Source organism: Pseudomonas sp. Teo4 (genome assembly GCF_034387475.1).
Taxonomy (GTDB): Bacteria; Pseudomonadota; Gammaproteobacteria; order Pseudomonadales; family Pseudomonadaceae; genus Aquipseudomonas.
Window position 1 is genome coordinate 2,449,350 of record NZ_JAXCIL010000002.1, and the last position, 26,383, is coordinate 2,475,732.

Annotated in this window: 20 protein-coding genes and 2 rRNA genes; 9 read left to right on the top strand and 13 right to left on the bottom strand. The window is 60.9% G+C overall.

Features of this window, described 5'->3' with window-relative positions; all coding sequences use genetic code 11:
• Positions 1–296 precede the first annotated feature (296 nt).
• From PspTeo4_RS27600 to PspTeo4_RS27615, 4 genes are all read left to right on the top strand, one after another.
• Positions 297–3,188: ribosomal RNA gene (locus PspTeo4_RS27600) — 23S ribosomal RNA — on the top strand.
• Between the two features lie 145 nt (positions 3,189–3,333).
• Positions 3,334–3,449, top strand: a 5S ribosomal RNA gene (gene rrf / locus PspTeo4_RS27605).
• A 297-nt stretch (positions 3,450–3,746) separates the two neighbouring features.
• Positions 3,747–5,390 carry an acetolactate synthase large subunit gene (locus tag PspTeo4_RS27610; RefSeq protein WP_322366855.1) on the top strand — a complete coding sequence of 548 codons (1,644 nt, stop codon included), beginning with the start codon at positions 3,747–3,749 and terminating at the stop codon, positions 5,388–5,390.
• Between the two features lie 182 nt (positions 5,391–5,572).
• The gene (locus PspTeo4_RS27615) at positions 5,573–6,127 is read left to right on the top strand and encodes a UPF0149 family protein (RefSeq protein ID WP_322366856.1); all 555 of its coding nucleotides are present in this window, start codon (positions 5,573–5,575) and stop codon (positions 6,125–6,127) included.
• A gap of 35 nt (positions 6,128–6,162) precedes the next feature.
• Here PspTeo4_RS27615 and PspTeo4_RS27620 read toward each other — a convergent pair whose 3' ends face one another.
• From PspTeo4_RS27620 to PspTeo4_RS27630, 3 genes are all read right to left on the bottom strand, one after another.
• Positions 6,163–8,496 carry a TonB-dependent receptor gene (locus PspTeo4_RS27620; protein ID WP_322366857.1) on the bottom strand — a complete coding sequence of 778 codons (2,334 nt, stop codon included), beginning with the start codon at positions 8,494–8,496 and terminating at the stop codon, positions 6,163–6,165.
• Between the two features lie 109 nt (positions 8,497–8,605).
• Positions 8,606–9,547 carry a FecR domain-containing protein gene (locus tag PspTeo4_RS27625; RefSeq protein WP_322366858.1) on the bottom strand — a complete coding sequence of 314 codons (942 nt, stop codon included), beginning with the start codon at positions 9,545–9,547 and terminating at the stop codon, positions 8,606–8,608.
• On the bottom strand, positions 9,544–10,050 hold the full coding sequence (locus PspTeo4_RS27630) for a sigma-70 family RNA polymerase sigma factor (protein ID WP_322366859.1): 507 nt from the start codon (positions 10,048–10,050) through the stop codon (positions 9,544–9,546). The genes PspTeo4_RS27625 and PspTeo4_RS27630 overlap by 4 nt, the downstream gene beginning before the upstream one ends.
• Positions 10,051–10,300: 250 nt before the next feature.
• Between PspTeo4_RS27630 and PspTeo4_RS27635 the strand changes: the two genes are divergently transcribed.
• The 4 genes from PspTeo4_RS27635 (at position 10,301) to PspTeo4_RS27650 (ending at position 15,482) form a co-directional block, all read left to right on the top strand.
• Entirely contained in the window at positions 10,301–10,930 is a 630-nt protein-coding gene (locus tag PspTeo4_RS27635; protein WP_322366860.1) for a glutathione S-transferase, read from the top strand.
• A gap of 19 nt (positions 10,931–10,949) precedes the next feature.
• The gene (locus PspTeo4_RS27640; RefSeq protein WP_322366861.1) at positions 10,950–12,965 is read left to right on the top strand and encodes a pyridoxamine 5'-phosphate oxidase family protein; all 2,016 of its coding nucleotides are present in this window, start codon (positions 10,950–10,952) and stop codon (positions 12,963–12,965) included.
• Positions 12,966–13,135: 170 nt separating this feature from the next.
• Positions 13,136–14,032 carry a LysR family transcriptional regulator gene (locus PspTeo4_RS27645; protein WP_322366862.1) on the top strand — a complete coding sequence of 299 codons (897 nt, stop codon included), beginning with the start codon at positions 13,136–13,138 and terminating at the stop codon, positions 14,030–14,032.
• 154 nt (positions 14,033–14,186) lie between these two features.
• Entirely contained in the window at positions 14,187–15,482 is a 1,296-nt protein-coding gene (locus tag PspTeo4_RS27650; RefSeq protein WP_322366863.1) for an MFS transporter, read from the top strand.
• 141 nt (positions 15,483–15,623) lie between these two features.
• Here the strand turns inward: PspTeo4_RS27650 and PspTeo4_RS27655 are convergent, their stop codons facing one another.
• From PspTeo4_RS27655 to PspTeo4_RS27690, 8 genes are all read right to left on the bottom strand, one after another.
• Positions 15,624–16,493 carry an aldose 1-epimerase gene (locus PspTeo4_RS27655; protein WP_322366864.1) on the bottom strand — a complete coding sequence of 290 codons (870 nt, stop codon included), beginning with the start codon at positions 16,491–16,493 and terminating at the stop codon, positions 15,624–15,626.
• Positions 16,494–16,517: 24 nt separating this feature from the next.
• Positions 16,518–17,441, bottom strand: a complete 924-nt coding sequence (locus tag PspTeo4_RS27660; protein ID WP_322366865.1) for a DMT family transporter — start codon at positions 17,439–17,441, stop codon at positions 16,518–16,520.
• 56 nt (positions 17,442–17,497) lie between these two features.
• A complete protein-coding gene (locus PspTeo4_RS27665; RefSeq protein WP_322366866.1) occupies positions 17,498–18,778 on the bottom strand; it encodes a TRAP transporter large permease in 1,281 nt (426 codons plus the stop codon).
• Entirely contained in the window at positions 18,779–19,306 is a 528-nt protein-coding gene (locus PspTeo4_RS27670) for a TRAP transporter small permease (RefSeq protein ID WP_322366867.1), read from the bottom strand.
• A 67-nt stretch (positions 19,307–19,373) separates the two neighbouring features.
• Complete coding sequence (locus PspTeo4_RS27675) at positions 19,374–20,345, bottom strand: TRAP transporter substrate-binding protein (protein WP_322366868.1); 972 nt, start codon at positions 20,343–20,345, stop codon at positions 19,374–19,376.
• 66 nt (positions 20,346–20,411) lie between these two features.
• Positions 20,412–21,290 (bottom strand): glucurono-1,5-lactonase, encoded by an 879-nt coding sequence (locus tag PspTeo4_RS27680; RefSeq protein WP_322366870.1) that lies wholly within the window; start codon positions 21,288–21,290, stop codon positions 20,412–20,414.
• 26 nt (positions 21,291–21,316) lie between these two features.
• Positions 21,317–22,123: an NAD(P)-dependent oxidoreductase gene (locus tag PspTeo4_RS27685; protein ID WP_322366871.1), complete on the bottom strand. Its 807-nt coding sequence runs from the start codon at positions 22,121–22,123 to the stop codon at positions 21,317–21,319.
• A gap of 199 nt (positions 22,124–22,322) precedes the next feature.
• The gene (locus PspTeo4_RS27690) at positions 22,323–23,564 is read right to left on the bottom strand and encodes an OprD family porin (RefSeq protein WP_322366872.1); all 1,242 of its coding nucleotides are present in this window, start codon (positions 23,562–23,564) and stop codon (positions 22,323–22,325) included.
• A gap of 548 nt (positions 23,565–24,112) precedes the next feature.
• On the opposite strand from PspTeo4_RS27690, the gene PspTeo4_RS27695 reads away from it, so the two are divergent.
• A complete protein-coding gene (locus PspTeo4_RS27695; RefSeq protein WP_322366873.1) occupies positions 24,113–24,964 on the top strand; it encodes a hypothetical protein in 852 nt (283 codons plus the stop codon).
• 254 nt (positions 24,965–25,218) lie between these two features.
• Here the strand turns inward: PspTeo4_RS27695 and PspTeo4_RS27700 are convergent, their stop codons facing one another.
• Complete coding sequence (locus PspTeo4_RS27700) at positions 25,219–25,536, bottom strand: helix-turn-helix domain-containing protein (RefSeq protein ID WP_322366874.1); 318 nt, start codon at positions 25,534–25,536, stop codon at positions 25,219–25,221.
• 383 nt (positions 25,537–25,919) lie between these two features.
• Positions 25,920–26,383 (bottom strand): Bro-N domain-containing protein (locus PspTeo4_RS27705; protein WP_322366875.1); only part of this gene is annotated, 464 nt, incomplete at its 5' end.

Below are 26,383 nucleotides of genomic sequence, written 5' to 3' on the forward strand. Positions count from 1 at the left end.
TGAGCTCCCACACGAATTGCTTGATTCATTGTAGAAGACGATCAAGATCCCATAGGGATCTAATGTTGTTCCTGATCAGAACTCGGAAATGAGCATTCGCATCGAATGTTGATTTCTGACTTTTGTCAGATCGTTCTTTAAAAATTCGGATATGTGATAGATATAGACTGATAGCCACTTTCACTGGTGGATATCAGGCTAAGGTAAAATTTGTGAGTTCTGCTCTTAATTGAGCAACATGCGAATTTTCGGCGAATGTCGTCTTCACAGTATAACCAGATTGCTTGGGGTTATATGGTCAAGTGAAGAAGCGCATACGGTGGATGCCTTGGCAGTCAGAGGCGATGAAAGACGTGGTAGCCTGCGATAAGCTTTGGGGAGTCGGCAAACAGACTGTGATCCAGAGATCTCTGAATGGGGGAACCCAGCCAGCATAAGCTGGTTATCTTGTACTGAATACATAGGTGCAAGAGGCGAACCAGGGGAACTGAAACATCTAAGTACCCTGAGGAAAAGAAATCAACCGAGATTCCCTTAGTAGTGGCGAGCGAACGGGGACCAGCCCTTAAGTTGGTTTGAGATTAGTGGAACACTCTGGAAAGTGTGGCCATAGTGGGTGATAGCCCCGTACACGAAAATCTCTTATCAATGAAATCGAGTAGGACGGAGCACGAGAAACTTTGTCTGAACATGGGGGGACCATCCTCCAAGGCTAAATACTACTGACTGACCGATAGTGAACCAGTACCGTGAGGGAAAGGCGAAAAGAACCCCGGAGAGGGGAGTGAAATAGAACCTGAAACCGTATGCGTACAAGCAGTGGGAGCCTACTTTGTTAGGTGACTGCGTACCTTTTGTATAATGGGTCAGCGACTTATATTCAGTGGCGAGCTTAACCGAATAGGGGAGGCGTAGCGAAAGCGAGTCTTAATAGGGCGTTTAGTCGCTGGGTATAGACCCGAAACCGGGCGATCTATCCATGGGCAGGTTGAAGGTTAGGTAACACTGACTGGAGGACCGAACCGACTACCGTTGAAAAGTTAGCGGATGACCTGTGGATCGGAGTGAAAGGCTAATCAAGCTCGGAGATAGCTGGTTCTCCTCGAAAGCTATTTAGGTAGCGCCTCATGTATCACTGTAGGGGGTAGAGCACTGTTTCGGCTAGGGGGTCATCCCGACTTACCAAACCGATGCAAACTCCGAATACCTACAAGTGCCGAGCATGGGAGACACACGGCGGGTGCTAACGTCCGTCGTGAAAAGGGAAACAACCCAGACCGTCAGCTAAGGTCCCAAAGTCATGGTTAAGTGGGAAACGATGTGGGAAGGCTTAGACAGCTAGGAGGTTGGCTTAGAAGCAGCCATCCTTTAAAGAAAGCGTAATAGCTCACTAGTCGAGTCGGCCTGCGCGGAAGATGTAACGGGGCTCAAACCATGCACCGAAGCTACGGGTATCACCTCTGGTGATGCGGTAGAGGAGCGTTCTGTAAGCCTGTGAAGGTGAGTTGAGAAGCTTGCTGGAGGTATCAGAAGTGCGAATGCTGACATGAGTAACGACAATGGGAGTGAAAAACTCCCACGCCGAAAGACCAAGGTTTCCTGCGCAACGTTAATCGACGCAGGGTTAGTCGGTCCCTAAGGCGAGGCTGAAAAGCGTAGTCGATGGAAAACAGGTTAATATTCCTGTACTTCCAGTTATTGCGATGGAGGGACGGAGAAGGCTAGGCCAGCTTGGCGTTGGTTGTCCAAGTTTAAGGTGGTAGGCTGAGATCTTAGGCAAATCCGGGATCTCAAGGCCGAGAGCTGATGACGAGTTGCCTTTAGGCGACGAAGTGGTTGATGCCATGCTTCCAAGAAAAGCTCCTAAGCTTCAGATAACTGGGAACCGTACCCCAAACCGACACAGGTGGTCGGGTAGAGAATACCAAGGCGCTTGAGAGAACTCGGGTGAAGGAACTAGGCAAAATGGCACCGTAACTTCGGGAGAAGGTGCGCCGGCGAGGGTTAAGGACTTGCTCCGTAAGCCCATGCCGGTCGAAGATACCAGGCCGCTGCGACTGTTTATTAAAAACACAGCACTCTGCAAACACGAAAGTGGACGTATAGGGTGTGACGCCTGCCCGGTGCCGGAAGGTTAATTGATGGGGTTAGCGCAAGCGAAGCTCTTGATCGAAGCCCCGGTAAACGGCGGCCGTAACTATAACGGTCCTAAGGTAGCGAAATTCCTTGTCGGGTAAGTTCCGACCTGCACGAATGGCGTAACGATGGCGGCGCTGTCTCCACCCGAGACTCAGTGAAATTGAAATCGCTGTGAAGATGCAGTGTATCCGCGGCTAGACGGAAAGACCCCGTGAACCTTTACTATAGCTTTGCACTGGACTTTGAATTTGCTTGTGTAGGATAGGTGGGAGGCTTTGAAGTGGGGACGCCAGTTCTCATGGAGCCATTCTTGAAATACCACCCTGGCAACTTTGAGGTTCTAACTCAGGTCCGTTATCCGGATCGAGGACAGTGTATGGTGGGTAGTTTGACTGGGGCGGTCTCCTCCCAAAGAGTAACGGAGGAGTACGAAGGTGCGCTCAGACCGGTCGGAAATCGGTCGTAGAGTATAAAGGCAAAAGCGCGCTTGACTGCGAGACAAACACGTCGAGCAGGTACGAAAGTAGGTCTTAGTGATCCGGTGGTTCTGTATGGAAGGGCCATCGCTCAACGGATAAAAGGTACTCCGGGGATAACAGGCTGATACCGCCCAAGAGTTCATATCGACGGCGGTGTTTGGCACCTCGATGTCGGCTCATCACATCCTGGGGCTGAAGCCGGTCCCAAGGGTATGGCTGTTCGCCATTTAAAGTGGTACGCGAGCTGGGTTTAGAACGTCGTGAGACAGTTCGGTCCCTATCTGCCGTGGACGTTTGAGATTTGAGAGGGGCTGCTCCTAGTACGAGAGGACCGGAGTGGACGAACCTCTGGTGTTCCGGTTGTCACGCCAGTGGCATTGCCGGGTAGCTATGTTCGGAAGAGATAACCGCTGAAAGCATCTAAGCGGGAAACTTGCCTCAAGATGAGATCTCACTGGGATCTTGAATCCCCTAAAGGGCCGTCGAAGACTACGACGTTGATAGGTTGGGTGTGTAAGCGCTGTGAGGCGTTGAGCTAACCAATACTAATTGCCCGTGAGGCTTGACCATATAACACCCAAGCAATTTGCTGACGCAGATTGCGGTGGTGAAGACGAAAGAACCGAAAATTCGCACGCTTCAAATTAAAGAACCACAAATATCGCATATCCGAATTCGCCAAGAGTGTTCCTAAGACATTCTGGCTACAGAATTTCTTGACGACCATAGAGCATTGGAACCACCTGATCCCATCCCGAACTCAGTAGTGAAACGATGCATCGCCGATGGTAGTGTGGGGTTTCCCCATGTGAGAGTAGGTCATCGTCAAGATTCATTTCGCAAAACCCCTATCTGCGCATGCAGGTAGGGGTTTTGTCTTTCTGGCGCTCATACTCAAGAGCCGTTTCGGCGCATAGACCACCGTCTAATTGCTGTTAGTCCATTATTGCTGTTCATAAACCTCAAGGTGCGACATTATTAACCGTCCAGTGAAGTGACTTTCCCGCACCTTGCCTACGTCAAGGCTTAGGTTCGGGGCACTCCTGGCCCCCGGATAGAGCGATGCCAGCGTACCGTGCTGCGCATTTCTGGACTTTCACCGTCCTATCACTTGAGGTTACAAGCAAGATGGCCAAGGCCGCCGATGTCGTTGTGCAATGCCTGGAAAACGAAGGTGTCGAGTATGTGTTCGGCATTCCTGGTGAGGAAAACCTCGACCTGCTGGAATCCCTGCGCAAGTCGAAGATCAAGCTGGTACTGACCCGCCACGAGCAGTCCGCGGGCTTCATGGCCGCGACCTACGGCCGTCTGACCGGCAAGACCGGCGTCAGCCTGTCGACCCTGGGCCCTGGTGCGACCAACCTGGTAACCGCCAGTGCGTACGCCTACCTGGGCGGCATGCCGATGATGATGATCACCGGCCAGAAGCCGATCAAGAAGTCCAAGCAGGGCCGCTTCCAGATCATCGACGTGTGCGGCATGATGGACCCCATCACCAAGTACACCCACCAGTTCGCTTCGGCCGACAACATCCCGTCGCGCATGCGTGAAGCCTTCCGTCTTGCTGAGGAAGAGAAGCCGGGCGCCGTGCACCTGGAGCTGCCGGAAGACATCGCTGCAGAGCAGACCGATGCCATGCCGATTCCTCGCAGCCTGCACCGCCGTCCGCTGGCCGAGCATGTCGCCATCGAAGCTGCTATCGAGAAACTGCGCACCGCCCGCAGCCCGATCCTGGTGATCGGTGCCGGTGCCAACCGGAAGATGACCGCCAAGGTCCTCAAGCAATTGGTCGACCAGACCGGCATCCCGTTCGTGACCACCCAGCTGGGCAAGGGTGTGGTCGACGAGCGCAGCCCGCGCTTCCTGGGCAACGCTGCGTTGTCTTCCGGTGACTTCGTCCACCGCGCCATCGAAGCGGCCGACCTGATCGTCAACATCGGCCACGACGTGATCGAGAAGCCGCCGTTCTTCATGGTCCGCGGCGGTACTGAAGTCATCCACATCAACTTCCGCTCCGCCGAAGTCGACGCCGTGTACTTCCCACAGGTCGAAGTGATCGGTGACATCGCCAACGCCGTCTGGCAGATTGCCGAAGGCCTGGGCGACACCTCGCATTGGGACTTCACCCGCCTGATGGCCATCCGTGAAGCCAACGAAGCGCAGATCGCCGAAGGCGCCGACGACGACCGCTTCCCGGTCTACCCGCAGCGCCTGGTGGCCGACATCCGTCGCGTGCTGCCGTCCGAAGGCATCGTCGCCCTGGACAACGGCATCTACAAGATCTGGTTCGCTCGCAACTACAAGGCGCACAAGCCCAACACCGTTCTGCTGGACAACGCCCTGGCGACCATGGGCGCCGGCCTGCCATCGGCCATGGCCGCGCATCTGGTGCACCCGGACCGTCCGGTGATTTCCGTGTGCGGCGACGGCGGCTTCATGATGAACAGCCAGGAGTTGGAAACCGCTGTGCGTCTGGGCATGCACGTGACCGTGGTGATCCTGCGTGACGATGGCTACGGCATGATCCGCTGGAAGCAGGCCAACATGGGCTTCACCGATTTCGGCCTGGACTACGGCAACCCGGACTTCGTCAAGTACGCCGAAGCTTACGGTGCCAACGGCCACCGCGTGGAAAGCGCCGAAGGCCTGCTGCCGCTGCTCGAGCACTGCATCAAGACCCCGGGCGTGCACGTGATCGACTGCCCGGTCGATTACAGCGAGAACGACCGCATCCTCAACAGCGAACTGCGTGAGCGTGCGCTGGCGGTCTAAGGCGTAACAGCCTAATCGCCGGCAAGCCGGCTCCCACAGGTATTTCACCGGCCTCATGGCCTGTGCATGACCCTGTGAGAGCTGGCTTGCCGGCGATTGTTTTTCTGCGAACAACAAATCCCCTCGATCCATTTCCCCATGTGCTAGGGTGCACGCAAATCTTCACCCCAGGACACCCACACATGCTCCCCCCGCTCAGCGACAAAGAACTCGACCGCCTCGAAGACCTGCTGATCACCTACGGCAACGATTACTCGGTGCTGAACCTCGCCGAACTCAACGGCTTCCTCACCGCCCTGGCCAGCTCCCCGGTCGCGGTCACCCCCGAACAATGGTTGCCAGCCGTCGCTGGCGGCAAAGTGCCGAAGTTCAAGAGCCAAGCTCAGGAAGAAGCTTATACCGCGCTGATGCTGCGTTATGCCCATCAGGTGACAGAAGAGTTGGCAGATAACGTCGATCACTTTGAACCGCTGTTCGAAGAGAGCGAAGGCGAGGAGGGCGCGGCGATCATCATGGAGGAGTGGTGCTTTGGCTACATGCGCGGCACCCAAGTCGCAGAATGGAGCGAGTTGCCACCCGAGCAGGATCAGCTGCTCAAGGCCATTTCTCTGCACGGGCTGGAAGACAACTTCGAGCTGCTCGATTCGATGAGCTTCGACGAATTGCAGGCCTGTGTGCCACAGGTAGTCGAAGCCGCCCGCGGGTTGTACCGTTATCAGAAGCAACAACGGCACTGAGTCGAGGCCGCATTGAGCTCAACGCTCAACCCACCTCAGAACCCCACACTGACCGTCGCCACCAGCGAAGCGGGCTCTCCCGCGTAATTCCCCGAGCTGGCGATGGTCTCGATGTAATCCTTGTCCAGCACGTTACGCGCGTTCAGCGACAGCCGCACATGTTCGTCGATGTCGTAGAACAGGCTCATGTCCAGCCGCGCGTAGCCGCTGGCACTGTAGCTGTTGGCCAGGTCGCCGTAGCGCTTGCCTGCGAAGAAAACCCCAGCACCGAAGCCCAGCCCCTGCAGGGTGCCGTCCTGCAGCTGGTAGGTCGACCACAGCGAGCCGCTGACCACCGGCACACCTTCCAGGCGGTTGCCTTCCTCGTATCGGGTATCTTCGACCAGCTTGGCATCCAGTACGGCAATATTGCCAATCACGTTCCAGCCATCGCTGATCTCGCCACTGACGTCCAGTTCAATGCCTCGTACCCGCTGCTCGCCGGTCTGGATCGAATAGCTGTTGTCCAGAGGATCGTTGGCGGCCAGGTTCTCGCGACGGATCTCGAAGGCCGACAATGTGGCCGACAACCGATCGGGGATGAGGTCGTATTTCGCGCCCACCTCAAACTGCTCGCCAGTCTCCGGGTCAAGTACGCTGCCGTCTCGAGTCAGACGGTTCTGCGGGGCGAACGAAGTGCTGTAGCTGACATACAACGCCAGCCGCTCATTGGGCTGGTAGACCAGACCGGCACGCGGCGAGGTGTCGGAGGGGTCGATATCGATGTCGGTATGGCTGCCGTCGGCACTGTAGTTGCGGTTGCGCTGTTTGATCTGGTCCCAGCGTACGCCCAGCAGTAGCTTCCATTGTTCGTTCAAGTCGATCTGGTCTTGCAGGTAGAGGCCGTAGCTCTCTTGGTCGAAACGCGAATCCTCGCCGAAACTGAAGGGGCCGGGTTGCGCGCCGTGCACCGGGTTCCAGATGTCCAGCGCGGCGACGTTGGCGCGAAGCATGGTCACGCTGCGCTTGCCCTTGATCGTTTCCACACCGGCCAGCACCTGATGGCCCAAGCCGCCGGTGGCAAAGCGTGCCAGTGCTTCGAACTGGGCGCTCAGCGAGCGTTGTTCTTCGTCGAAATCGGTGGCTCGGCGCACAAGGGTTCGGCCGTCGGCCTGCAGGGTGCGCTGGGAAATGTTCAGCATGCTCTTGTTGGAGTGGTCCCAGCGGGTGACCTGACGCAGGGTCAGCCAATCGTTCAGGTCATGTTCAAGCTTGAACCAGGCGGCAGTCTTGTCGCTGTTGCTGTGTGACCAAGGTTCTTCGAGAAACACCTTGTGTCGTGAGTCAACACGGTCGCCGATTACCTGCAGGCCACGGTCGTACTGGGCGTCGGTCTCGGTGTACTCAAGGCCCATGTCGAGGCGGGTTCGCTCGTTGGCTGTCCACGACAGCGTAGGGGCGAAGTGGCGGCGATGGCTGTCGCGGTACTGGTCACGGAAGCTGCCTTCGGTCTGGTAGGCCATCGCCAGGCTGCCGGCAAGCCCGTGCTCGACAGACAGTGGTCCGCTGACCCAGGCTTGCCCTCGCTGGTAGTCATAGGAGCCAGCCTGCAGCTTGACCTGGGCTTCCGGCACGAGGGTCGGTTTGCGGGTTACCACGTTGATCAGCCCGCCTGGATTACCCCGACCGTAAAGTACTGAGGCAGGGCCCTTGAGCACTTCGATGCGTTCGACGCCCGCCAGGTCGGTAAGGATTTCCGGGCGCACCGTCAACGAATTGGTCAGTACTCCGTCAATGGCATAGGTGGTGCCCTGAAAGCCACGCACGATGAAACTCTCGACGCTGCCGCCATGGGTGTTGCCACGCTGGATGCTGCTGACGTTGCTGAGGGCGTCGGCCATGCTGTTGGCTTGCTGGTCCTCCAGCACCTGACGCGGCACCACCTGGATGGATTGCGGGATGTCGCGCAGCGGGGCGTCGGTCTTCGTGCCGACGCTGCTGTTCGAGGCCTTGTAGCCGGTCAGCGGGCCGATTGCCGACTGGCGTGTATCGTGCAATCCATTGACGTTGGTCGAGTCCAAGTGCAGGGCACTGGAGCTGGGTTTGCGGCGCAGGGTGTAGGTGCTGTTGCTGTGTGGCACCGCCTCCAGGGGGGTATCGCGCAGCAGCAGCTCGAAGCCCTGGGCCGTGCCCACATCGCCTTGCAGTCCAGGGCTGTGCAGGTCGCCGAGCATGGCTGGGTCCAGGGGCAGGGTGATACCGGCCTGGGCGGCGAATTCGGCCAGGGCCTGGCTCAGAGGGCCGGGGGGGATCGTGTACTGGCGGTCGTCTTCGGCCCAGGCAAGGGGCGAGGCGATGAAGCTGGCGAGCAGGGTGAGGCGCATACGCATGGAGGCTTCCTGAAGGCGTGAAGTGTGGATTTCAGGAAGAGGACACGTGAGCGTCGTGAAACACGACATGGCTTGTTTCATCAATTGCATGCGCCGAACCAGCCAGCGCTCAGGCTGATGCAGGCAGGAGAGTCACCCAGTAGCGCGTGGCATATCGCACCCGAACCGGGAATGCCATGGCCAGTGCGGCCAGCACCGCGTCGGTATCATTCAGCTGGAAGGTACCGGACACCTGCACGCCGGCCACCTCAGGTGCACAACGCAACCAGCCGCGCCGATAGCGCCCCAGTTCGGCGACGAATGCCGCTAGCGGCATCCGTTCCACCCGCAGCACACCCTGGGTCCAGTCCACTGCTGCTGGTGCGCCATTCAACTTTATGACCTGGGCACCGCTTACCCTGGCTTGCTCCCCAGCTTCGATGCGCAGGGTCGTGCCAGCTGTTGCCGCCGCGGCGACGGCACCTTCAACGACGTTGAGCAGGTCATGGTTGTCGTACTGGCGCACGCTGAAACGTGTACCCAGCGGTTGGAAGGTCCCCCAGGTCGAGCGCACCCGCATCGGCCGCGGGTCCTTGCCAGTGCTGATATACAGCTCGCCACGACGCAGCACCAGCAGGCGCTCGTCGGCGCTGTAGCGGATGTCCACCGCAGTGTCGGTGTTCAACAGCAGTTCAGTGCCATCGTCCAGGGTCAGCTGGCGTTGCTCGCCGACACCGGTGCTGGCATCTGCCATCAGCTCGTCCAGCGTACCGTTGCGCGACAGCGCCACGCCGAGTGAACCGAGCACCACCATGGAAGTCAGGCACTTCAGCGCTGTGCGCCTGCCCATTGGCCCAGGCCGTTGCAAGGTAGAGCGGGCAATGTCCGGAGGAATTGTCTGCACCTGTGCGCTGAAGCGTGCCGCAAGCTGCCATGCCCGCTCATGGTCGGCATGCGCTGCCCGCCATGCAGCGCACTCCCGTAGCTCTTGATCAGTGCCGCCACCTTGCAGGCGCAGGAACCAGCGTGCGGCTTCCTGAGCCACGGGACGGGAAACCGGTCGCGAAGTCATGCCCATTCTCCTGAGCCCAGCACGATGCATTCCTCATAGGCCCGCAACAGCCAACGCTGCACCGTGCGCACGGACACCGCCATGCTCAGGGCGATTTCTTCCTGGCTGCTGCCTTCGAGCTGTGACATCAGGAACGCCCGACGCGCCTTGGCTGGCAGTCGGGCAAGCACTTGGTCGACCAAATGCAGGGCTTCCAGCACCGCCGCGTGGTATTCGGCGCTGGGGGCTTGCTCCTCGGGCAGGCTGGCCAGTGCTTCAAGGTAGGCCCGCTCCAGTGAGCGGCGTCGGTACAGGTTGAGCAACAGGCGGCGAGCGATGGTGGCGAGGTAAGCACGCGGTTCGCGCAACTCTGTGGGGGGCGTGTGGGTGAGGAGTTTGACGAAGGTATCCTGGCTCAGGTCCGCGGCGTCGCAACGGTCGTTGACTCGACGGTACAGCCAACCTTGCAACCAGCTGTGATGGTTGCGGTAGAGCTGCTGGACGGGGGCGCGATCCGGGGACATGGGGCAGGCTGGTTAGTTGTTGAGAATGGGTTGCATTCTAGGCGTGGCGGTAGCCAAGCGGCAATGGGTGATTGTCGAAGCATCGAGCTCCATCTGGAGGTAGCTTGCCGGCGACAAGGCCGGTGATGTATCGAGGATTATTTCGCCATGCGAAATTATGGTTTCCCCACCGCACGGATTCTGCTGTCAGCCGAATCAGCGCAGCATGTCCTCCACCAGCCCATCCCGGCGCTGACCTGGAGCCAAGCCAATGTCTACCCCGATCAAGCTCTACAACTTCCCCAAGTCCGGCCACGCCCACCGCATCGAGCTGATGCTGTCGCTGCTCGAACTGCCCACCGAGTTGGTGTTCGTCGACCTGGCCAAAGGGGCGCATAAACAACCGGAGTTCCTGGCCTTGAATCCCTTCGGCCAAGTCCCGGTCATCGACGACAACGGCACGGTCATCGCCGACTCCAACGCCATCCTGGTGTATCTGGCCAAGGCCTACGGCGGTGAGCGTTGGCTGCCCCAGGACCCGATCGGCGCCGCCCGCGTGCAGCGCTGGCTGTCGGTCGCAGCCGGGCCACTGGCCTTCGGCGCTGCTGCGGCGCGCCTGGTAACCGTATTCGGCGCGTCGTTCAACACCGATGAAGTCATAGGCCGCGCCCACGCCATGCTCAAAGTGGTCGATGCCGAACTGGCCAAGTCGCCCTTCCTGGTGGGCGACCACGCAACCATCGCTGACGTCGCCAACTACTCTTACATCGCCCACGCCCCCGAGGGCAACGTCTCGCTCGAGCCTTACCCCAACGTGCGCGCCTGGCTCGCACGCATCGAGGCGCTGCCGGGCTTCGTGCCGATGCCACGCACGGTCATCGGCCTGCAAACCACTCTCTGACCCCCTGAGGAATGCCGCCATGCACGAACGCAACGGATCGCCCTGGCATGCAGGTGAAAAACGACTGCAGGAGCATGTCGGTGTTGCAGAGCGCATGGAGGTGTTCGGGCAGAAGGTCATTCGCGACCACATGCCCGACCAGCACCGCACCTTCTACCACCAGCTGCCGTTTCTGGTGGTCGGAGCGGTGGACCCGGAGGGCAAGCCCTGGGCAACGCTGCTCGAAGGCCCGGAAGGCTTCGTCAGCTCGCCCGACCCACGGACATTACGGATCAGCACTACTCCAGCCAGCGACGACCCGGCGACACCTGGGTTGGCCGCAGGCCAGGCCATAGGCCTGCTCGGCATCGAACTGCACACCCGTCGGCGTAATCGCATGAACGGGCTAATCCAGCAGGCATCGACCGATCGACTGGACGTGATCGTGGAGCAGTCGTTCGGCAACTGCCCGCAATACATCCAGCAGCGCCATTACCTTCATGTTGATGAGCCTGCCCAACAACGCCAGGACTCCATGGTGTTGGATGCAGTGGCCAGTGCCATGATCGAGCATGCCGACACGTTCTTCGTCGCCAGCTTCATTGATCACGCTGATGGGCGGCGTTCCGTGGACGTGTCCCATCGTGGCGGTCGTCCCGGCTTCGTTCGAGTCGAGGGCAACCGCCTGACCATTCCCGACTACGCGGGCAACCTGCATTTCAACACCCTTGGCAATCTGGTCGAGAACCCGGTGGCGGGTTTGCTGTTCGTCGACTTCACAACGGGCAACGTGTTGCAGGTGTCAGGGCGTACCGAAGTGATCCTGGAAAGCCCCTTGATCAGCGCCTTTGAAGGTGCCGAGCGCATCTGGAGCCTGGATGTGACGCAAGTGGTGCTGCGGCCGGCGGCGTTGTCGCTGCGTTGGGCATTCCAGGAATACGCGCCCACCAGCCTCGCGACCGGCACCTGGACCGAAGCCGAGCAGCGCCTGCAGCAGCGTGAGCGCCAACGGCAGTGGCTAAGTTGGCGCGTGGTGCGGCTGGAGCAGGAAAGCCGCGACATCCGCTCGTTCTACCTGGCGCCAGACCAACCCGTGACATTCGCACCCGGGCAGCATGTTCCCGTGCGTATCCCACAGGGGGACGCTGCGCCGCTTGTTCGCACCTACAGCTTGTCTTGCGCACCGTCGGACGGCTTCTTGCGCATCAGTGTCAAAGCCCAGGGGCCGGCATCTGCCTATCTGCATGAGCGAATCGCCTTGGGCGACCTGCTTGAAGTGCGCCTGCCAATGGGCAACTTCACCCTCGACAGTACAAGCTCGCGGCCCCTTGTATTGATTGCGGCAGGCGTTGGCATCACCCCGTTGATCGCGATGTTGCGCGAGCAACTGGCCAAGCCTCAGGCACGGCGTATCTACCTGTTCCACGGCGCCCGCAGCCTGGCCGACCTGCCGTTCCAGCAAGAGCTCGCTGCGCTGCGCCTGCAGGCAGGTGACCTGTTGAGCGTGCACCGTTCCCTGAGCCAGCCAGAGGCCGACGCCGTGCCAGGGCGCGACTATGAACATGCGGGCCGCCTTGGCATCGAGCAGATCAAGGCGACCCTGGCGATGGACGACTATGACTTCTACCTGTGCGGCCCTGCCAGTTTCACCCAGGACATGTACGAGGGGCTGCGCACGGTGAATGTGCCGGATGGCCGTATCCATGCCGAAGCCTTCGGTCCCTCGACCTTGCGGCGCCACACCGATGGCGACCAACCGGCCCTGCAGCAGCCGCCAGCGGCCAGTGAACCGGTGCCAGTGTATTTTTCAGCGTCGGCCAAGGAGGCGCGCTGGACGCCGGGTTCCGGCACCTTGCTGGAGCTTGCTGAAGCACGAGGGTTGTCACCTGATTTCAGCTGTCGGGGCGGTTCATGCGGAACCTGCAAGACCCGACTGGTGAGCGGCCAGGTGCATTACCCGAACCCGCCGGCCGAGTTACCGGAAAGCGGTACGGTACTGATCTGCTGTGCAGTCCCGGCCAAAGCTGAGGAAAGGGGGCTGGTGCTGGAGCTTTGAGGGGCTTGTGTGGCCTGTACCGGCCTCATCGCTGCGGTTCGTCGCCACGACAAGCCAGCTCCTACAATGACCGCGCCGATCTTGAGATCACTGCAAAACCTGTGGGAGCCGGCTTGCCGGCGATTAGGCCGGTGCAGACAATACAAAACCAACGATACTCAGGAGCCGGCATGGATCAGATCCACCTGATGAAGGTGTTCGTGGCTGTTGGCGAGCTGGAAAGCTTTGCCGCCGCCGCCCGCCATCTGGACATCTCACCAGCGGCAGTCACCCGCGCCGTCAGTGGGCTGGAAGAGCAGCTCGGGGTAAAGCTGCTGCAGCGCACCACCCGTAGCGTTCGCCTTACCGAAGCCGGCAGCCGCTACCTGGAAGACACCCGAAACATTCTGGCGAGCATCCACGAGGCCAACGAAGCGGCAGCCGGTATCAACGCCACGCCCAAAGGCGACCTGGCCGTGACTGCGCCGATTCTGTTCGGCAAGAAGTTCGTCATGCCGTGCATCGTGCGCTACCTGCAGCAGTATCCCGAGGTGGACGTGTCCGCCTACTTCCTCGACCGCATCGTGAACATGGTGGAGGAGGGCATGGATGTGGCGGTGCGTATCGGGCCCTTGCCCGACTCCGGCCTCAAGGCCCTGCGCGTCGGCCAGGTGCGGCGGATGCTGTGCGCGTCCCCCGAGTACCTGGCCCGCCATGGCCTGCCCCGGCACCCGTCGGACCTGCTGGAGCATGCTGTGATCGCCACCACCAATCTCTCCCCACGAGCCGGCTGGCGTTTCGGCCTGACCGACGAGCCGACCCTGGTGCGGATGAAGCCGCGTCTGACGGTGACCAGCAATGATGGCGCGATTGCTGCGGCCGTTGGCGGGCTGGGCATTGCGCGGTTGTTGTCGTACCAGGTGGTCGATGAGCTTGCCAGTGGCCAGTTGCAGGTGGTGCTGGCTGACTTCGAAGAGGCGCCCTGGCCCATCCATGTGCTGCATCGCGAGAGCAAGTACGGGTCGGCGAAGGTCAGGACATTCATCGACATGCTGGCGCAGGAGCTACGGGCGCGACAGCTGGATTGAGATCGTACGACTTTATCTTTTTTGCCATGAAATAATAGTTGTTGTACGACGACCTATGACATGGCACTCTTTCACCTGAAACAATTTGTCTCAATTCGCCCTGCCGGCATTGAGGCAATCACCCGCACCTCTAAAAATAATATTCAGGTGATCCATGAAGATGAAAGGCATCCGTTGGTGGATGGTCAGCCTCGTCACGGCTGGACTCGTCGTCAACTACCTCGCCCGCAACACCCTCTCGGTGGCTGCCCCCACCCTGATGACCGACCTCTCCATCAGTACCGAGCAATACGCCAAGATCGTCGCCGCCTGGCAGGTGTGCTACGCCCTCATGCAGCCGATTGCCGGCTGGTTCATCGACTTCATCGGCACCAAGCTGGGCTTTGCGGTATTTGCCATGGCCTGGTCGCTGGCCTGTGCTGGTGCGGCCTTGGCGACAGGCTGGCAAAGCATGGCGTTCATGCGCGGCCTGCTGGGAATGACCGAGGCCGCCGGCCTGCCCGCCGGGGTCAAGGCCACCACCGAGTGGTTCCCGGCCAAGGAGCGCTCGGTGGCCATCGGCTGGTTCAACATTGGTTCGTCACTCGGTGCCTTGCTGGCGCCGCCGCTGGTGGTGTGGGCGATCCTGCACAGCGGCTGGCAGCTGGCCTTCGTCATCGTCGGGGTATCCGGCATCGTCTGGACCTTGCTGTGGATGCTGCTCTACAAGCACCCGCGCGATCAGAAGCGGTTGAGTGCCGAAGAGCGTGACTACATCCTCGCCGGCCAGGAAGCGCACTTCAAAGCCGAAAAACGCGAGAAGGGCGCGTGGAAGCGCATCTTCAAGACCCGCAACTTCTACGCCATCGCTTCGGCGCGCATCCTTTCGGAGCCGGCCTGGCAGACGTTCAACGCCTGGATCCCGCTGTACCTGATGACCGAGCGGCATATGAACATCAAGGAGGTGGCGATGTTCGCCTGGCTGCCGTTCCTGGCAGCCGACATCGGCTGCGTGCTCGGCGGCTACCTGAGTCCGCTGTTCCACCGTTACTGCAAGGTATCGTTGTTCACTTCGCGCAAGATGGTGCTGGTGTTCGGTGCCAGTTGCATGATCGGCCCGGCCTGCATCGGCTTGGTGGAAAGCCCGTACACCGCGATCCTGCTGCTGTGCATTGGCGGCTTTGCCCATCAGACGCTTTCGGGTGCGCTGTACTCGATCACTTCTGATTCATTCAGCAAGGACCAGGTGGCCACTGCGACCGGCATGGGCGGCATGTGCGGCTATCTGGGGGCTGCGGTGTTTACTTTGGTGTTTGGCATTTTGGTGACGCAGATCGGCTACAGCCCGCTGTTCGTGGTGCTGGCGGCGTTCGACATCGTGGCGGCGGTATTGGTGTGGAAGGTGGCGCGGGAGGTGCGGGTCGAGTCAGTTGATCGACAAGCTGCGGCGCCTGCAGAAGCCCTGGCTTAGGTTTAACGATGGTGGGGCCGCTTTGCGGCCCATCGCAGGCTGGCGCCAGCTCCCACGGGTTGGGTTTGTGTCCAGTTTCCCAAGGGTAGCCAGGTTGCCTGGGCAGCGGGGTAACCCGGTGGGAGCTGGCGAAGCCTGCGATTACAGCGGTTGGTACTGCAATCTGAACCCCAGGCTCATCTGCTCACCCTGCTGCAATAACCGCAACCCTGGCCGCCCCGGCAGGTGATGTGCGTTGATCGGGTGGCTGACCGGCTCGAAGCAGAAGAACGGTTGCCCCTGGGGGCAGAACAACAGGAAATGCTCGGCGTCGTTGGCACTGCACTCCAGACGATACCCCGCACTGGGCTGCTCGATGATGCAGCTCCCCGGCCAACCACTGAACGCATGATCGACGACAGTCGTCGGCAGGTGCCCTTGCGCATCGAAGCACCAGTTCTGAGGAATGTCGGCCTGGTAGGACGGCAGCCGACCCTCTTCACCCAGCCACACGTTTCGCGCCGATGCCTGCAGCCGGGTGTCGGGATAGCGTGGGAAATAGGGATGCAGCCCCAACCCGTACCAGGTAGCGGCCTGATCCAGATGCGTCACGTGCAAATCGAGCTGCAGGCACCCTTCATGCAGATGCACATCCAACGTTGCCCGGTAAGCGAATGGCAGCTCACTGTCGAGAGTCAGCCGGGCACGACGCTCGCTGTGATGCTCCACATGCCAGGCCTGCTGCCAGGCGCTGCCATGAATCGGGTAGGGGTCATGCGTGGTGTTGGGCGCTAATGCCTGCCAGCCATCTGGCCTGGCGAAACCGCCCTCGGCGATCCGGTTGGACCAGGGCGCCAGTGGGTAACATGCCAACCGACGCGGTGTTCCACTGGCCAGTGCGGCCTGGTCGGAGTGGCGCAGCAGCGCCTGCCCGGTGGCCTTCACTTCCCAGTTGATCAAGCTGGCGCCCAGGTCGGGAGTGAGGCTCAGACGGGTCAGACGGTCTTGCAGGTGCAGTTCGGTTACAGCCATCAACGGCTCCTTTCACAATGAAGGTCAGTTCGCCTTGCGGTAGGTCAGCAGCACGATCCCGCACACCACCACGGCACCGCCGATCAGTTGCAGGGCGCTCAGGCGCTGGTCGAGCAAGGCCCAGCCCAGCAGCAAGGTGGCGATCGGTTCGACGTTCATCACGGGTGCGTTCTGCGCCATGTTCAGCCGTGGCACGCAGACGAACAGCAGGGTAAACGCCAGGCCATACAGCACCACCAGGCTGGCCAGGGCCACCCAGCCTCCGGCGCTGCCCGGCAGAGACAAACCCGAGGGCATCACACCGCTCACACCTGCGACCAGCATGCTGGAGAACACCACCAGCAAGGTCAGCAGGCTGCGAACCGGCCCGCGCACGCTCGCCAGTTTGTGATCGGTGATCCACAAACCGCAGGCGAAGGCACACGCGGCGCAGAATGCCAGGCTGATGCCCAGGGCCCAGTGCGGGTTGGCATCGCTGCTGTCGGCCAGCCGCGCCGGTACGTCCAGTGCCAGCACCAGACCGCAGAGAATCAGCCCCATGAACAACACCGTGCGGCCAGTCGGGCGCGGCCCACCCAGTGCCCAGCTGAGCAGCGCCAGCAACATCGGAAAAGTGTTGCCCACCAGCAGCGCCAGGGCCACCGGAATGCGCGCCACCGCCGAATACAGGCACAGGCTCTGGGTGGCGATCAGCAAGCCGAGCAGTAACTGCCAGCCTCGGGTGCCAGCAGGCAGGCTCATGCCCTGGCGTTGCCACACCAGCAGGCAGGCCAGTACCAGGAAGGTGATGCCGGAGCGGCAGAGAATGGCCAGCAGTACGCCGGTGCCGTCATCGAAAGCGATGCGTGCGGCGATGTGGTTGGCGGCGAACGAGCAGGCCAGCAGCGCCAGGAGGGCTATGGCCAGCTTGCGGGGGAACAGGGTTGCAGCGGAGGAAGCGAAAGCCATGTGCAGGGTCCATTTGCAGAAACAGGCGGGCCGCACAGCGGACCGCCTGTTGGTCATTACAACACGACGCTAGGCAGCCACAGCGAGATTGCAGGAATGTAGGTCACCGCCATCAGCACCAGGAACAGCGCCAGGTAGAACGGCAGCAGCGCCTTCACCGTGGCCTCGATACTCACTTTGCCGATGGCCGACCCGACGAACAGCACAGCCCCCACCGGCGGTGTGATCAGGCCTATGCCCAGGTTCACCAGCATGATCATGCCGAAGTGCACCGGGTCCACGCCGATACCGGTGATCACCGGCAGCAGGATAGGCGTGAGGATCAGGATCAGCGGCGCCATGTCCATCACCGTGCCCAACAGCAGCAGCATGAAGTTGATGCACATGAGGATCACATAGCGGTTGTCCGACAGGGTCAGGAACGCGGTGGTGATCTTCGACGGGATCTGCATCAGGGTCATCACGTAGCCGAAGCTGGCCGCGAAGCCGATCAGAATCATCACGATGGAAATGGTGCGTACCGTGCGGTGCATCAGCTTGGGCAGGTCGCGCCACTTGTAGTCGCGGTAGATGAACATGGTCACGAAGAACGACCACACCACGGCCACGGCAGCCGACTCGGTGGCGGTGAACACGCCTGAGAGAATGCCGCCGAGAATGATCACCATGGCCATCAGGCCCCAGAGCGCCTCGCCAGCGATCTTCAGCGCCTGGCGCAGCGGAATCACCTCGCCCTTGGGGTAGTTGCGCTTCTTGGCGAAGATCAGGCACAGGCCCATCATCACCGCGCTCAGCAGCAGCCCAGGCATCACACCCGCCATGAACAGCGAGGCGATCGACACCGTGCCGCCGGCCGCCAGCGAGTACAGCACCGAGTTGTGGCTGGGCGGGGTCAGCAGTGCCTGCACCGAGCCGCTGACCGTGACGGCGGTGGAGAACTCGCGCGGGTAGCCCTTGCGCTCCATTTCCGGGATCAGCACCGAACCGACCGACGCGGTGTCGGCCACCGACGAGCCGGAGATGGCGCCGAAGAAGGTCGAGGCGGTGATGTTGACCAGTGACAGGCCACCGCGCACGAAGCCCACCAGCACCCCGGCAAACGCCACCAGCCGGCGTGACATGCCGCCCTCGGCCATGATCGCGCCGGCCAGCACGAAGAACGGAATGGCCAGCAGCGAGAACTTGTTAACCCCGCTGGCGACCTGAATCATCATCGCCTGCAGCGGGATGTCGATCCACCAGGCGCCGACCAGCGCCGCCATGCCCAGCGCATAGGCCACCGGCATGCCCAGCAGAATGAGCAGGATGAAGCTGCCCAACAGAATGAACGCATCCATTTATGCCGCTCCTTCGTTTTCTTCCACCAGGTCGAAGCGCACCACCTTGCGGTTGCTCTGGTCGCCCAGCACGAGTTTTTCCAGCACGAAGATCAGGGTCAGTACGCCACCGACCGGGATCGGCGCATAGCTCATGCCCACGCGCACCGCAGGCAGCGAGGCCATGTACTGGTTCCAGGTGGTGATGCACAGCTTGGTGCCGTACCAGGTCATGAACACGCACACCACGACCATCAGCAGTTGCACCAGCACGGCTACCAGCTGGCGCGTCGGCGCAGGCAGCCGGTCGGTGACCATCGCCACTGCCATGTGCGCGCCGGCCCGGTAGCTGGCGGCGGCGCCGACGAAGGTGAACAGCACCATCAGCAGAATGGCCACCGGCTCTGGCCAACTGGAGCCGGTACCCAGGACGTAGCGGGCGAAGATGCCCCAGGGAATGATCAGCGACATGGCCAGGACCGAAAGGCCCGCGAGCCAGATACAGCTGCTGTACAACGTGTCGTTCACACGCAGGAAAAGGTTTTTCATAGGCATCACCGAAGCTGCAGGGCGGCCAAGGCCGCGCTGCAGGCGTCATCTGGGAACGGAGCCGGCGTTATTGAACGTCGGCGATACGCTTCATCAGGTCGGCGTATTGCGCGCCGTACTTCTCCCGCACCGGGGCGGTGGCGTCGTAGAACGGCTTCTTGTCGACGGCGATGAACTCGACACCGGCGGCCTTGAGCTTTTCCTCACTGGCGGTGGACTTGGCGTCCCACAGCGCGCGCTCTTCCATCTGTGCTTCGCGGGCGACCTTCTTGACCAGTTCCTGCTGTTCGGGGGTCAACTTGTTCCAGGTGGTCTTGGACATCACCACCGGCTCCGGCAGGATCAGGTGGCCGGTCAGGGTGTAGTACTTGGCGTTCTGGAAGTGGTTGTGTTCGAGCAGGGTGGGCGGATTGTTCTCGGCACCGTCGATGACGCCGGTCTGCAAGGCGCTGAAGATCTCGCCGGTGTCCATGGCGATGCCGTTGCCGCCCATGGCGTTCATCATGTCGATGAACACCGGGTTGCCCTGCACGCGAATCTTCATGCCCTTGAGGTCGTCGATGCTGCGCACCGGGTGCTTGGTGTAGATGTTGCGGGTGCCGCCATCCATCCAGGCCAGGGCCACCAGGTTGAATTCGGAGTTGGTGATCTTGTCGAGGATCTCCTGGCCGATTTGGCCATCGATGACTTTGCGCATGTGTTCATGGTCGCGGAACACGAACGGCATGTTGAACACGTTCACGTCAGGCACCACCGGGCCGACGATACCCAGGCTCACGCGGGTCATCTGCACGGCACCGATCTGTGCCTGCTCGATGACTTCCTTCTCGGAGCCGAGTACCCCACCTGCGAACATCTTGAAGGTGATCTCGCCCTTGCTGGCGGCTTCGAGTTTCTTGCCCATGTTCTGTTCGGCGACCACGGTCGGGTAGCCGGCCGGGTGGATCTCGGCGAACTTGATGTCCAGCGCCGAAGCGGTGGAGGAGAGGGTGAAGGCGAACGGGAGTACAGCAAGAAGCAGCTTGCGTTTGAACGTCATGATGAAACTCCGTGTTTTTTATTATCTGGTTTCGTTCGTGTCGGTGCAGGTGCGGCAGTTTGGTGTTCAGCCCCGGTAGGCAGGTTCCTCCAGGCCTTTGACGCCAGGGTTCAGGGCAAATACCCCTCCAGCCAGAGGCTGGTCGGAGAGGTCGATGCCCGAGGGGCGGATCGAAGTGACGAACAGGGTGTCGAGGTTGGCGCCACCGAAGGCGCACATCGCCGGCTTTTTCACCGGCACACTGAGCGAGCGGTCGAGACGGCCGTCGGGGGTGAAACGGTGGATCTGTCCGGCGTCATTGCCGCAGATCCAGTAGCAGCCGTCCTCGTCGATGGCGGCGCCGTCGGGGCGACCGGGGTAGGCGCGCATGTCGACGAACAGTCGCTGGTTGCGCGGGGTGCCGCTGTCGATGTCGTAGTCGAAAGCCCAGATCTTCTGCACGTTGGGGTGCGAGTCGGACAGGTACATGCGCGTGCCGTCGGGGCTGAAGGCCAGGCCGTTGGGGACGATCATGTCCTTGAGTTGCAGGTGCAGTCGGCCTTCACCGTCGTGGCGGTACAAGGCGCCGACATGTGCGCCTTGCTGCATGTCCATCAGCATGGTGCCGGCCCAGAAGCGGCCCTGGCGGTCGCAGCGGCCATCGTTGAAGCGCATGCCGTGCTGGGCATGCTCGACGGCGCTGAGCAGGGCGCTGTCGAGGATGCCGTCCGGTTTGCTTCGCACTTGAAAGATGCCGCTCTCCATGCCTGCGACCCAGCCTTGTTCGCTGCGGGCGATGCAGGCGAGCATTTCATCGCCTTGCCAGACCTGATGGCTGCCGTCCGCCTGCCAGCGATGCAGCTGGCGAGCGGGAATGTCGACCCAGTACAGGGCTTGTTCGGTGGGGTGCCACACAGGGCTCTCGCCGGTGCCGTTGCGGGCGTCGACGATCAGTTCGCAGTTCATGGCTGTGCCTCCTGGCGCGCTGGGGATCAGTTGAACGGCCCGGCCACGGCGAAAGCGCCGCCCTGGTAGACCATGCTCGGATCATCGGCGGCGGGCGCCGGTTGGGCCTCCACGGCTTCGCGGAACACCTCGGAAGTGTCCTTGGGCGCATAGCCCAGGTGTGCGGCGTGACGGTTGTCCCACCACACCGTACGGTTGTCGGAGGCGCCATAGACCACGGTATGGCCGACGTCGGGCGTGAACAGCCCGCGCTCGATCAGCTGGACCAGGTCGTCGTAGCTCAGCCAGGTGCAGAGCATGCGTGGGTTCTGCGGCTGCGGGAAGGAGGAGCCGATGCGGATGCTCACGGTCTCGATGCCATAGCGGTCGAAGTAGAAGCTGGCGACATCCTCGCCGTAGCACTTGGACAGCCCGTAGTAGCTGTCGGGACGGCGCGGGGAGTGGGCGTCGATGCGTTCGTCCTGGCGGTAGAAACCGATGGTGTGGTTGGAGCTGGCGAAGATGATGCGTTTGACCCCGTGCTTGCGCGCCGCCTCGTAGACGTGGAACACGCCGCAGATGTTGGGGCCGAGGATGTCTTCGAAGGAGTGCTCGGTGGACACGCCGCCGAAGTGGATGATGGCGTCCACGCCTTCGACCAGTGCATGTACGGCGGCCTTGTCGGCGAGGTCGCAGGTCACCACTTCTTCACGGGGGCCCGCAGCGGGTGCCATCGGGCTGATATCGGAAAGGCGCAGGACCTCGGCGTAGCCTTGCAGGCGTTCGCGAAGGACCTTGCCCAGGCCGCCTGCGGCTCCAGTGAGCAGCAGGCGATTGAGGGGAGTAGGGGTCATGGCCGGCTCTTGTTGTTAATTGTTGTAGGTTGTCGTATGACTGCGCTGATTATCGGTAGTGATTTCCGGGGTTGTCAATGCTGCTTGAGTCGCTTGTGCCGACTTCTTCGCGGGTAAACCCGCTCCCACAGGTTCAGTGGTGCTTGCATGGGCCCTGTGGGAGCGGGTTTACCCGCGAAGGGCCGCAGCGCGGCCCCGATCAAAGCAACGACAAGGGATAGTTGAAAATCAACCGGTTCTCGTCGAACTCGTTGTTGCTGTAATCCCGACGGATGCTCGAGTTGCGCCATTTCACGCTCAAGTCCTTGAACGCCCCGCTCTGGATCACATACGCCAGCTCCGTTTCCCGTACCCACTCCTTGCCATCGGTCACCGCCCCGGTGTGCACATCCTGACCACTGATATACCGGTTCATCAACGTCAACCCAGGCACCCCGACGGTGACGAAGTTGAAGTCATGGCGTACCTGCCACGAGCGCTCGTTGGCGTTGTCGAAGCTGGAGTTGTAGCTATCGTTGGCCAAAGTACCGCCGCTGGTGCCATTGACCCGCATCCAGGTGTCGCCATCGACTTTCTGCAGGCCAACCCAGAAGGTGTTGCCGCCGTACTTGGCCGACAGCATCGCCGAGTAGGTATCGTTGTCCAGTTTCCCCGCCCGCTCTGATCCGTCTTCACCACCGTGGAAGTAGCCCAGGTTGGCACCCAGGGTCCAGCTGCCCACCGGCTGGCTGTGGCTCAACTGCAGATACTGCTGTTCGTAGACGTCCTTGAGTACGGCATTCCACAACCCCACCAGGGTGCGGTCCTGGTTGAACTTGTACTCGCCGCCGACGAAGTTGAAGCGGTCCGACACCCCGCCGCCGTAGCTCATGTCCTCCATGCTCGCATCGTTGCGCGGGCTGTTGCCGCGGAACTGGCCGCCATACAGGGTCAGCCCGGCGATTTCATTCGAGGTCACCTGGCCGCCACGGAAGGTCTGCGGCAGCGAGCGGCCATCGTCCGAGCGCAGGATCGGCAGCACCGGCATCCACTCGCCGATCTTCAGTTCGGTCTTGGAAATACGCGCCTTGCCCGCCACCGCCAAACGCCCGTAGTCATCCGCCGGCCGGCCATCGTCATGGCGTGGCAGCAGCGCGGTGCCGTAGGTGCCGCCACCGCCATCGAGCTTCACCGACCACAGCCCCAGCACGTCCACGCCGAACCCCACCGGCCCTTCGGTGAACCCGGAGCGGGCGTCGAGGATGAAGCTCTGGGTCCATTCCTCTGCCTTGCTTTGCGGGTTGCTGGGGTTGGTGAAGTTGCGGTTGATGTAGAAGTTGCGCAGGCCCAGCGTGGCCTTGGCGTCTTCGACGAAGCCCTCGGCCATGCTGATGCCGGGCAGGCTGCCCAGCAAGCCGGCGCCGAACAGGGCGAAGGGAAGGGTTCTTTGGCAGATATTCATTGTTGTTGTGCTCCACAAAAGGGTGTGGCGGCCCGTCCACCGGGCACGCGCATGCGGCCTGCGGCAGGGGCGGGTGAGTACGGAGGGTGCGACGATGTTCGGGCGCTAGGTGCCCGTCGGAGGAATAAGCGGGATGTGCGAAATGCGAGGGTGGGGCGCGATGGGTGTCGACATGGGTTCGTCCACTGATTGTTGTTTTTGTTATGTGTTGTCGTACAACTTTAGCGATTATTAGCAAGTGCTGACGGGTGTGTCAACGCCTCGGAATGTGTGGATTCGCTGTATTTGTTGGGTTTTTCGCATGCGATGGCTCTAGCGTGGGAATCTGATGAGATCCTACGACTAAGGTGGGGTTTTCACTGGCCTCATCGCCGGCAAGCCGGCTCCTACGGGTAGTGTGATGACCTCAGGATCAGCGCGTTCCCTGTGGGAGCCGGCTTGCCGGCGATGAGACCAGTGAAAACCCCACGGAACCAAGCACATTCGATCATGTCTCACTGCCACCAGAGACATGACGTTTCACCTACCCAAGGCAAGGAGGCTTTACCATGCAAACCACCCCACCCACGTCCACTGGCAAGCTGCTTGGCACTTACGGCTACGGCAAAGCCCTGATCATCAGCATGATCACCCTCGGCAGCATCTTCCTCGGCCTGGCCGCTTTCGTCGGCTACCTCGGCTTCGCCAGCACACTGCAATTCAACGGTCCCAAGAATATTTTCTACGTCACCATCGCCCTGTTGGCCGTGCTGGGCTTGAGCATGTTCGCCCTGGCCCTGTGGCAGAAGACGCTGCGCAAGAACCGCTACGAGGTGTATGAAAAAGGAATCTGCCAGGTCACCGGCAGCGACCGCGACTACGTGCCGTTCAGCGAAATCAACGACCTTTATCTGTTCGCTTCGGGCCAGACGGCTGCCGCTGGCCTGATCAACAACCTGGCTTATCGCCGCAACGACAGCGAACCGTTCCGCCGTGCCAACGCCCACCTCAAAGGCCTGTATGGCTTCATCGAGCAGGTGTGCGGATTGCACGTCAACGAACGCCTGCCAGCCGTCCTGGCCACGCTGGCGCAAGGTGGGTCGGTGCAGTTCAACTACGTGAACACCGCCCAGGTGTGGGGTAAGCGCGTCAGTGGCAACTTCACCCAGGTGGCCACCAAGCCGATCGTGTTGACCCGCGACACGCTCGAAGTGGATGGCCGTGCTGTGTCTCTGAACAGCTTGCGCAGCATCGACCTCAGCAACTGGACAGAACTGGTGGTGATCAAGGACGAAAGCGGCCAGACGGTGTTGTCCACCGTGGGCAACGGCATCATGAGTTTCGACCTGTTCCTCAGCACCTTGTACAGCTTGCTTGAAGTGCGCGAAGCGCAACAGGCAGGCGGCACAGTGACGGCTTGAGCTGCAAGCGGGCTGGCGCGCCGCAGTGATGTCCGTTTTTGCGGGTGACTCGATCGCTATAGATGCTACACTCCTCGTCGGCCTCGCCCTCGACCACGCGACTGGCATGACCACGTCGGGCCCTTGATTGGCCCCTTTCTGGCGTGGGCGAGGCCTCTTCTTAGCCGTTCTGGCTCCGAGTTTCGATGTTTCAAGAGTGTCAGCCACCACCTCCAGTGAACCCGGTTGCCGCATTTAGACGTACAGGGAAACCGTCAGAAGTCTTCATCCGAGATTTGCTTTAGGCGCACACGGTGTTCGGTGGCATAGGGCGCGGGTGAGGGCACGGTGATGTCCTTGAAGACTTCGTCCAGCAAACCGAGATGCCACAGGGCCGTCATGTAGTTACGCATTTCCACGCAAGGACTACCGGCTTCGATTTTTCCCAGGGTGGTGGTGGACAGCCCCGTTTGCGCGGCAAGATCCTTTTGGCGGATTTTGCGCTCAAGGCGCCTAGTTTTGATCAATAGCCCGATTTTCATGAGCCTGTCGGCACACATCAAGGGGAAAACCAGCATTTTAAGGCCTGTCATAAGTGTCCTTACCTGACTTAAGGGCTGTTACAGCGGCTCTTATGTCGTTTAGAAGGGCTAGCCTTCAGCGCTCCCTGTAAGAGGACGCCTTACCAAACAAAAGCTGTTTCATTGAATAGGTCGCAGAGCCGTGGGAGCTGGCGTAGCCTGCGATCGAGGGCATAGCCCTCGTATGAACCGCTTGTTGGGGCTGCTACGCAGCCCATCGCAGCGGTTCGGCGCCCCGACTACGCCAGCACCCACTGGGTAGCCGCCAACCCTGTTTTTTGCTGCGCGACAACGCAGCCAGATGGGCCTGGTGATATCGACTGGGTTCTCGGTTGTGGCAATTTATGCATTTCGCCAGCGGACGCAGTCCTGGGTGCCCGTGAACCAACCGTTGCCTAAACCCCATGCATCCGCAGCGCTCGCTGCGCACATGCCTTCCAGCTCAGCTTGCGCTTCATCGGCAGCTCCATCGGCACCTGAGTCGCCATCACCACCGGCATATCCCTCAATCGTATCCAAGGCTCGCTCTGCCAATACAGCAGACTCGCCGTATGCCCACCGGGCCAGTTCATCCTGCCGAGCCTCGGCACGTGTGTCGGCGTCGAGTCCTGCTCATCACGCAGCACTGCCACCACTTCATGGGTCAGCCAGTGTCGCAGGTGGCGGTTCTCTGGAATATGGTGATGCGCCAGCAAGGTATAGGCCCCGGACTCACTGACCATGGTGGTTTCGGTGTATTGGCCGTAGCGCAGCAGTTGCACGGTGCGGTGCTGGTCCGGGTCGAGCTTGCGGATGCAATGTTCGTCGAAGAAGCGCCCGGTCATTCGGCCGAGTTCGTGAGCGCAGAACCAGGCTTGGG

Coding starts and splice junctions, on each gene's coding strand:
- PspTeo4_RS27645 (WP_322366862.1), top strand. CDS start 13,136: ATGGATCAGATCCACCTGATGAAGGTGTTCGTGGCTGTTGGCGAGCTG.
- PspTeo4_RS27700 (WP_322366874.1), bottom strand. CDS start 25,536: ATGACAGGCCTTAAAATGCTGGTTTTCCCCTTGATGTGTGCCGACAGG.
- PspTeo4_RS27695 (WP_322366873.1), top strand. CDS start 24,113: ATGCAAACCACCCCACCCACGTCCACTGGCAAGCTGCTTGGCACTTAC.
- PspTeo4_RS27675 (WP_322366868.1), bottom strand. CDS start 20,345: ATGACGTTCAAACGCAAGCTGCTTCTTGCTGTACTCCCGTTCGCCTTC.
- PspTeo4_RS27620 (WP_322366857.1), bottom strand. CDS start 8,496: ATGCGTATGCGCCTCACCCTGCTCGCCAGCTTCATCGCCTCGCCCCTT.
- PspTeo4_RS27685 (WP_322366871.1), bottom strand. CDS start 22,123: ATGACCCCTACTCCCCTCAATCGCCTGCTGCTCACTGGAGCCGCAGGC.
- PspTeo4_RS27635 (WP_322366860.1), top strand. CDS start 10,301: ATGTCTACCCCGATCAAGCTCTACAACTTCCCCAAGTCCGGCCACGCC.
- PspTeo4_RS27615 (WP_322366856.1), top strand. CDS start 5,573: ATGCTCCCCCCGCTCAGCGACAAAGAACTCGACCGCCTCGAAGACCTG.
- PspTeo4_RS27660 (WP_322366865.1), bottom strand. CDS start 17,441: ATGGCTTTCGCTTCCTCCGCTGCAACCCTGTTCCCCCGCAAGCTGGCC.
- PspTeo4_RS27680 (WP_322366870.1), bottom strand. CDS start 21,290: ATGAACTGCGAACTGATCGTCGACGCCCGCAACGGCACCGGCGAGAGC.
- PspTeo4_RS27625 (WP_322366858.1), bottom strand. CDS start 9,547: ATGACTTCGCGACCGGTTTCCCGTCCCGTGGCTCAGGAAGCCGCACGC.
- PspTeo4_RS27665 (WP_322366866.1), bottom strand. CDS start 18,778: ATGGATGCGTTCATTCTGTTGGGCAGCTTCATCCTGCTCATTCTGCTG.
- PspTeo4_RS27655 (WP_322366864.1), bottom strand. CDS start 16,493: ATGGCTGTAACCGAACTGCACCTGCAAGACCGTCTGACCCGTCTGAGC.
- PspTeo4_RS27670 (WP_322366867.1), bottom strand. CDS start 19,306: ATGAAAAACCTTTTCCTGCGTGTGAACGACACGTTGTACAGCAGCTGT.
- PspTeo4_RS27610 (WP_322366855.1), top strand. CDS start 3,747: ATGGCCAAGGCCGCCGATGTCGTTGTGCAATGCCTGGAAAACGAAGGT.
- PspTeo4_RS27630 (WP_322366859.1), bottom strand. CDS start 10,050: ATGTCCCCGGATCGCGCCCCCGTCCAGCAGCTCTACCGCAACCATCAC.
- PspTeo4_RS27640 (WP_322366861.1), top strand. CDS start 10,950: ATGCACGAACGCAACGGATCGCCCTGGCATGCAGGTGAAAAACGACTG.
- PspTeo4_RS27650 (WP_322366863.1), top strand. CDS start 14,187: ATGAAGATGAAAGGCATCCGTTGGTGGATGGTCAGCCTCGTCACGGCT.
- PspTeo4_RS27690 (WP_322366872.1), bottom strand. CDS start 23,564: ATGAATATCTGCCAAAGAACCCTTCCCTTCGCCCTGTTCGGCGCCGGC.